Source organism: Limnohabitans sp., assembly GCF_038134685.1.
Classification (GTDB): Bacteria; Pseudomonadota; Gammaproteobacteria; order Burkholderiales; family Burkholderiaceae_C; genus Limnohabitans_A.
Window position 1 is genome coordinate 1 of the sequence record NZ_JAYPVP010000033.1, and the last position, 7,844, is coordinate 7,844.

A 7,844-nucleotide genomic window follows, 5' to 3' on the forward strand; every position below is an offset into this window, starting at 1 on the left:
GCGCCAACCTGCGCCGCATCATCGTCACGCAAGGCGACACCGAGCCCGCATCGGTCGAGCAGCAGCGCCACCTGGGTCTGACGGCTCCTAGCCAGTACGACCTGCGCAACCTGTTCCAGGTCAACGTGGAAGAAGGCCGCCACCTGTGGGCCATGGTGTACCTGCTGCACAAGTACTTCGGCAAGGACGGCCGTGAAGAAGCCGAAGCCCTGCTCGAGCGCAACAGCGGCAACGCCGACAACCCTCGCATTCTGGAAGCCTTCAACGAGAAGACGCCTGACTGGCTGAGCTTCTTCATGTTCACCTACTTCACCGATCGCGACGGCAAGTTCCAGCTGTGCGCCCTGGCCGAATCCGCGTTCGACCCGCTGGCTCGCACCACCAAGTTCATGCTGACCGAAGAAGCCCACCACATGTTCGTGGGCGAGTCCGGCGTGGGCCGCGTGATCCAGCGCACTGTAGACATGATGAACCAGCTCAAGACCGACGACGTGAGCAAGCTGCGCGCCGCCGGTGTGATCGATCTGCCCACCATCCAGCGCTACATCAACTTCCACTTCTCGGTGACGATCGACCTGTTCGGTGCCGACCAGTCGTCCAACGCCGCCACCTTCTACAGCTCCGGTTTGAAAGGCCGCTACGAAGAAGGCAAGCGCACTGACGACCATGTGCTCAAGGGCAACACTTACAAGATCCTGGACGTGGTGGACGGCCAACTGGTCGAAAAAGAAGTCCCGATGCTCAACGCTTTGAACGAAGTGCTGCGTGATGACTACATCACCGATTCCAAAGGTGGCGTGGACCGTTGGAACCGCATCATCGAAAAGGCTGGCGTGGACTTCCGTCTCACGGTACCTCACAAGGCTTTCCACCGCAACATCGGCACGCTCAAGGGGCTGAAAGTGAGCCCGGATGGTCGCGCTGTGAGCGAGTCTGAATGGAATGCCAAGGTGGGTGAATGGCTGCCCACCGAGCAGGATCGTGCCTATGTGGCCAGCCTGATGGGCCGCGTGGTCGAACCGGGCAAGTTTGCCAACTGGATTGCGCCTCCGGTCATGGGCATCAACCGTCAGCCGGTGGACTTCGAATACGTCCGCTTCAACTGATGACGCTTTGACCGGCTGCCTCCCTTTTTGGGGGGCAGTCGAAAAAGGCCAGGACCGGGTGACGATGTTGCGGTACCCCGCTGAGGAACCTGGTCCTGGCCTTTGTCGACTGAAGAACAACACCGAGGAGCCCGCATGAGCACCGAATCGAACCTGATCAAGCAACACGTCATCGACCCGGAAATCTGCATCCGCTGCAACACCTGCGAAGCCATCTGCCCCATCGACGCCATCACCCACGACTCGCGTAACTACGTTGTCAAGGCTGATGTCTGCAACCTCTGCATGGACTGCGTCTCGCCATGTCCCACTGGCGCCATCGACAACTGGCGCATGATGCCCAAAGCCAAGGCCTACAGCATCGAAGAGCAGCTCAAGTGGGACGATCTGCCCGGGGAACTCAGTGCCGATCAACTCGCTGAGCTTGGTGGCGACGTTGGCGAAGCCGCGCAGCAAGCCCAGGCTGTTGTGCAAGCCGCCTCGGCTTCGGCTGCTTCGGTCTCCTCCGGCGCGAGCGGTGATACCTTCAACTCCTCTCAGTTCGGCGCCACCATCCCGCCTTGGTCAGCTGCCCACGCCTATACCAACTTGTATGGCCCCAAGGCTGCAGAAAAATTCATCACCGCCACCGTGACTGGCAACCTGCGCGTGACCGAGGTCGGCACCGAGTACGACACCCACCATATCGTGCTGGACTTCGGCGGCATGCCTTTCCCCGTGCTCGAAGGCCAGTCGATCGGCATCATCCCGCCCGGCGTGGACGCCAGCGGCAAGCCACACCACGCCCGCCAGTACTCGATTGCCAGCCCGCGCAACGGCGAACGCCCGGGCCACAACAACCTGTCGTTGACCATCAAGCGCGTGCTCGAAGACCACGACGGCAAGCCCGTGCGTGGCGTGGGCTCCAACTACATGTGCGACCTGCAGGTCGGTGACAAGGTGCAGGTGATCGGTCCGTTCGGTGCCAGCTTCCTGATGCCGAACCATCCCAAGAGCAACATCGTCATGATCTGCACCGGTACGGGTTCGGCTCCGATGCGCGCCATGACCGAATGGCGCCGACGTTTGCGCGCCAGCGGCAAGTTCGAAGGCGGCAAGCTCATGCTGTTCTTTGGTGCCCGCACGCCTGCGGAGCTGCCGTACTTTGGACCGCTCAACAAGCTGCCGAAGGACTTCATCGATATTGAATTCGCCTTCTCGCGCGAAGCCGGCAAACCGAAGCGCTACGTGCAAGACGCCATGCGCGACCGCGCTGCCGACATCGCCGCACTCCTGCAGGATGCCAACACCTGTTTCTATGTCTGTGGTCTCAAGAGCATGGAAGAGGGGGTGGTCATGGCCCTGCGCGACATCGCCCAAGGAGCGGGCCTCGACTGGGAAGCGATGGGTGCCGACCTGAAAAAGCAGGGTCGCCTGCACCTTGAAACCTACTGATCAAATCACCTATAGTCAGTGAACGCCTGACTTTGGGGGAGTGATGATTCTGGACCTGCGCACCATCTACCTGATGGATGCGGCGCTGTACTTGATGCTGCATGCGGCCATCTGGGTTGGCCTGGCTCAGTACCGCAGCCGCACCGTTGCGGCGTGGAGCCTGTCGGGCATCGTCAGTGCTTTCGGTTTGGTGTTTCTGGGCATGCGTGGCGTGTGGCCCGATTGGGCGCTGGTGATCATTGGCCAATTCTTGATGGCAGCTGGTAACCTGGGGCGGCAGATCACCTTGCGCTCCATGCTGGGGCCAGTCTCTCGTTCCTGGCTGTGGGGGCATGGGCTCTTCAATGCGGCTTACATGGGCCTGGGGCTGGCTCATTTTCTGCGGGGTGGGGACTATCTGCCCGGGCTGGTGCTGCTGTTTTACGCTTTCTATACCCTCAATCTTGTTGAATACATTCTGATTGGGCGTGCCATGCGCCAGAAAGAAGGCCTCAGTGGTGCTTGGGCCATTGAGTTCGCAGGGTTTGCCTTTTGTATCAGTCTGGGTGTCAAAACCGTGGCGCTGCTTGGAGGCTGGGGCGAGGTCAGCCTTTATGTCATGGCTTGGGACCAGGCGGTCGTTTTAATCGGGCAGTTCGTGGCGATCAGCCTCGTCAATGTGGGTTTCTTGCAGGCTTTTGTTGGACAGGTGCAAGCATCGCAGTTGCGCGCAGAAAACGAAGCCAAACTCCAAAAACAAAAGATAGATCTGCTCGAGCAACACGCCCAGGATGTGGGTGCTTTACTCAAGGAGCGAGAGGAGATCATCCGGCAGCTGACCTTGTCCAACAAGAGTGCAGGCATGGGCGCGCTGGTGGCTGGCATTGCCCATGAAGTCAATCAGCCACTGACTTCGCTGACTTTCAAAACCGAAATCATGGACACGCTGCTTCAACAGCAGCGGCTCGATGACCCACAGCAATTGAGCAAGCTGGGTGAGGGTATGCGTGAAGACGCCTTCAAGGTCAGTCGCATCGTGCGCACTTTGCGGTCCATGTTCATGACCCGGATTCAAAATTTTGAGCCCATTGCTTTTGCTGACATGCTGCGGGATGTCTTGCTCATCGTCGAAGGTCGCCTCCAGCGGTCCGGTATTGCGCTGTCTTCCTCGGTGCCCGATCAGGTCATGGTCAATGGCGATGTCACGCAGTTGCAGCAGGTGGTGTTGAATCTGCTCAACAACGCCATGGATGCCCTGGATGCTGCGGCTACGCCGTTACCGGCCATAGACGTTAGTTGCGTCACGCAAGACGGCCAAATGTACCTGCGTGTTCGAGACAATGGTCCAGGCATTGACGCCCAACTGCAGGACGAGGTGTTTACCTTGTTCAAAACCTCCAAGTCCGAAGGCATGGGGGTCGGTTTATGGCTGAGCCGCTCGATCGTCAACGCGCATGGTGGGCATCTGGGTTTCGAAAGCCAGTCTGAAGGCGTGGTCTTTACTTTGCGTTTGCCGTTGCTTCGATAATTTTTGTTTTCGGTTGGTGTGATTTGATCGGCATAATTGAGTCCGAAAGTCATCACTCCAAATGCCTAACATCAACCTTGATATAGATCCCCGGACGGTCGTCTGGATGATCGCCACGCTTTACCTGTTGATCCACGGTGCGATCTGGTCGGGGCTTGCGCGTTATCACAACCGCCTGGTGGCTTTGTGGAGCGTGTCGGGCATGCTCAGTGCCTTGGCGCTGTTTGCCTTGGGCTTGCGCGGGGAAATCAGCGACCTGTGGGTCATGTGCCTGGGGGCTTTCCCGCTCTTGTTGGGTATTTGGGGGCGCCAAATGGCGCTTCGCAAAATGGCCCAAAGCTACAACCGCAAATGGTTGATACAACAGATGGTGGCCAACAGCATCTATGTGGCTGTGACCGTGGTGATGTACGTCCATGGTGCCAGCGATTTCTGGCATCTGTTGTGGTTTTACGGCTTTTATGCGATCAATTCTTTGCAGTATGTGCATGTGGGCAATGCCTTGTTGGCACAAGGCAAGGTCGCTGGCGCGCATGCCATCAAACGTGCAGGCTGGATTCTCTGCATTTCCTCGGCCATCAAGGCGGTTGCGCTCTGGAAGGGCTGGAGTCCTGTAGAGTTTTATGGTGATGATCCCGTTTCGATCATGCTGTATGTCAGCCGGTTCTGGGGCATCAGCCTGATCAATGTGGCCTTCATTCAGGCTTTTGTGGGTCAGATTCATGAGCACCGTTTGCAGGCCGAGCGGTCTTTGGCCAAGGAGCAGGAAAGAAGCAAGCTCTTGCTGCAGCAAGAGCTTGCTCACCGCGACATGCTCAACGAACGAGACGAGCTGATTCGCCAACTGACCCTTTCCCACAAGAGCGCCGGCATGGGGGCCTTGGTAGCGAGTTTTGCCCACGAACTCAATCAGCCCTTGGCCGCCAACTCCCTGCATGCGGAATGGCTCAAACAGAAGTACCCGGACGAAAGCACGCCCGAGGGCAAGGTGGCGCACAGCATTTTTAGCGATACCCAGCGTGCCAGCGACATCATCCGCAAATTACGGAATTTGTTCCGAACAGGCAAAGCGGAGTATGAACATCTTGATATGTCGGCGCTGGTGCAGGAGGTGGCCGACATTCTGAAAATTCCGGCTCAGGAAAAAGGCGTTCGACTGCGTGTGCGGCTGCAAGCGAACATGCATGTTCTGGGCGATGCTGTGCAACTTCAGCAAGTCATGCTCAACCTGCTGCAAAACGCCTTGCAAGCCACCAGTGTGGTGGAGAGCCGGCCGACCTGGATTCAGGTGGAGGGCGAGGTGCTCGATGGTTTCGCCGTGGTTCGTGTGCTCGACAACGGCATAGGCATTCCTCTGGATCAGCAAAGCAGTGTGTTCAATCTGTTCAAAACCAGCAAGGCTGAGGGGATGGGCGTCGGTCTGTGGCTCAGCCGCTCGATTGCTTTGGGACACGAAGGTGAGTTGGCCTTTGACAGCTTGCCGGGACAACAAACCGTGTTTACCTTGCGCATTCCGCTTGCAGGCCCCCAAACGCTCCAATGAGATGGGCTTAATACCCGATTGCTCAGGGTTGATGGCTTTCGGGTAAGGTGTGGTCATGATGTCAATACATGGGCTACGCTCTTTTTTGGGGTCCTTGCGCCGGGAGTTGCGCACCCCTCCGTTGCGCTTGCTGATGGGCTCTGTGGCCCTGGCGGTGGCGGCCTTGTCGACGGTGGCGTTTTTGTCGCAGCGCCTGCAGGCCGGTTTATGGCGCGACGCGCACCAATTGCTGGGGGGTGATGCCGCCTGGGTCAGTGACCAGCCCGTGCCTGACGCCGTGTTGGCCAAAGCCCGCGCTGGCGGGCTTCGCACCAGCGTACAGCTGAGCATGGCCTCCATGGCCAGCGCGGCTGAAAGCGCCGAGATCGCGGCTGCCGGTGCCATGCCCGTCTTGGTGGCGCTCAAAGCGGTGGACGATGCGTACCCTTTGATGGGTTCTGTGCAACTGCAAGGAGGACGCTCAGCCGGTGCCCCAGAGCGCGGCAAGGTCTGGGTGGATGCGGCGATCCTTTCGCAGTTATCTCTACAGGTGGGGCAAGCCCTTCAACTGGGTCACAGCCAGTTGCGCATTGGTGGTGTCATTGCCCAAGAGCCTGACCGTGGCATGGGATTCATGAGCCTGGCGCCCAGAGTGATGATGCACGCGGCCGATGTCACAGCTACAGGACTTGTACAACCGGCCAGTCGTTTGAGCTGGCGTCTGGTGGTCGCCGGCAGTGCGGACGCTGTGCAGGGCTGGACACTTCAAGCGCAGCAATGGCTCGATCAGCAAGGGCTTCGCGGTACGCGTATCGAGACCCTGAGCTCGGGGCGCCCCGAGATGCAGCAAACACTGGAACGTGCACGCAGTTTCCTGAACCTGGTGGCCTTGTTGACAGCGGTACTCAGCGCCGTGGCGCTGGCCATGGCGGCGCGCAGTTATGCCCGTGAACAACTCGATGCTTGTGCGCTCCGTCGTGTTTGGGGGCAGACCCAGACGCAGTTGTTGGGCAATCATTTGCTGCAGCTGAGCCTGGCTGGTGCTCTGGCGTGCGGCATCGGGGCTTTCGCAGGCTGGGGCTTGCATGGCGGCCTGGTGGCTGTGCTGCAGGACTTGTGGCAGGTGCAGCTGCCTTCTGCGGGGGCGGGGCCTTGGCTCTTGTCCGTGGCGGTGGGCATGGTACTGCTCTGGGGCTTTGGGGTGCCGCCCGTGATTCAGCTGGCAAAAGTGCCAGCTTTGCGTGTGCTTCGCCGGCAAATGCAGCCGCCCGGAGTGCGCACCTGGATGGTCACGGCCTTGGGCCTGCTGGCCTTTGCCGCCATCACGCTGTTGTTCGGGCAGGATGCCCGTTTGGTGGGCATGACGCTGGCAGGCTTTGTGTTGGCAGCGCTGGTGTTTGCTGTGTTGGCTGGCGCTTTGGTGCGTGCGGCCGCCCTGTTGCCAGGGTCGCGGCGCGGCGGTTGGGGCATGGCGCTCAAGCAGCTCACTGCAAGACCGGGCCTGACGATCGTGCAAGTCAGTGCCATGGCTTTGGGCCTGATGGCGCTGGCATTGATGCTGCTGCTGCGCACCGACCTGCTCAGCAGCTGGCGCCAGGTGACCCCGGCCAATGCACCAGATCATTTCGTGATCAATGTGCAGCCCGACCAGCAGCAGGCCTTTCGCAGCCATGTTGCGCAGTCTGGCGCCGAGTTGGTGGACTGGTTTCCCATGGTGCGCGGGCGCCTGGTCAGCATCAACGGAAAAGCGGTCAAGGCAGAAGACTTCGAGGGCGATCGGGCGCAGCGCCTGGTTGAACGTGAGTTCAACTTGTCCTACAGCAGCAGCTTGCCCGATCAAAATACGCTGGTGCAGGGCCAATGGCAATCCGGTGACAGCGGGCAAGTCAGCGTCGAAGATGGGCTGGCCAACACACTGGGTCTGAAGCTGGGCGACCGTGTGGGCTTTGACATGGCGGGCGTAGTGCATGAAGCGCGCATCACCTCGGTGCGCAAAGTGGACTGGACGTCGATGCGGGCCAACTTTTTCATGATCTACCCCGTGGCCAGCATGCCGCAGTGGCCCACCACTTACCTGGCAACTTTGCGTTCAGCGCAGGCAGGTGACACTTTGGACGCACAACTGGTGCGCCAGTTTCCCAACGTCACCACCGTGGATCTGCGGCAAACGCTGGGCCAGATCCAGCGCATGCTCGACCAGGTCATGGGTGCGTTGCAAAGTCTCTTTGGCCTGAGTCTGTTGTCGGGCTTGCTGGTGTTCTGGACGGTGCTGGAC

The 7,844-nt window shown here is 59.5% G+C and carries 5 protein-coding genes; all 5 read left to right on the plus strand.

All coding sequences use genetic code 11. The features are described 5' to 3' along the window. A partial coding sequence (gene boxB / locus AAFM15_RS10910; protein ID WP_341686740.1) for a benzoyl-CoA 2,3-epoxidase subunit BoxB occupies positions 1-1,106 on the plus strand: 1,106 nt, incomplete at its 5' end. Positions 1,107-1,241: 135 nt separating this feature from the next. Further along, entirely contained in the window at positions 1,242-2,540 is a 1,299-nt protein-coding gene (boxA, locus tag AAFM15_RS10915; RefSeq protein WP_341686741.1) for a benzoyl-CoA 2,3-epoxidase subunit BoxA, read from the plus strand. 43 nt (positions 2,541-2,583) lie between these two features. Then, on the plus strand, positions 2,584-4,047 hold the full coding sequence (locus AAFM15_RS10920) for a HAMP domain-containing sensor histidine kinase (protein WP_341686742.1): 1,464 nt from the start codon (positions 2,584-2,586) through the stop codon (positions 4,045-4,047). A 61-nt stretch (positions 4,048-4,108) separates the two neighbouring features. Further along, positions 4,109-5,590, plus strand: coding sequence for a HAMP domain-containing sensor histidine kinase (locus tag AAFM15_RS10925; RefSeq protein WP_341686743.1), 1,482 nt, complete (start codon positions 4,109-4,111; stop codon positions 5,588-5,590). 106 nt (positions 5,591-5,696) lie between these two features. Beyond that, positions 5,697-7,844, plus strand: a 2,148-nt coding sequence (locus AAFM15_RS10930) for an FtsX-like permease family protein (RefSeq protein WP_341686744.1), incomplete at its 3' end; no start/stop codon positions are given.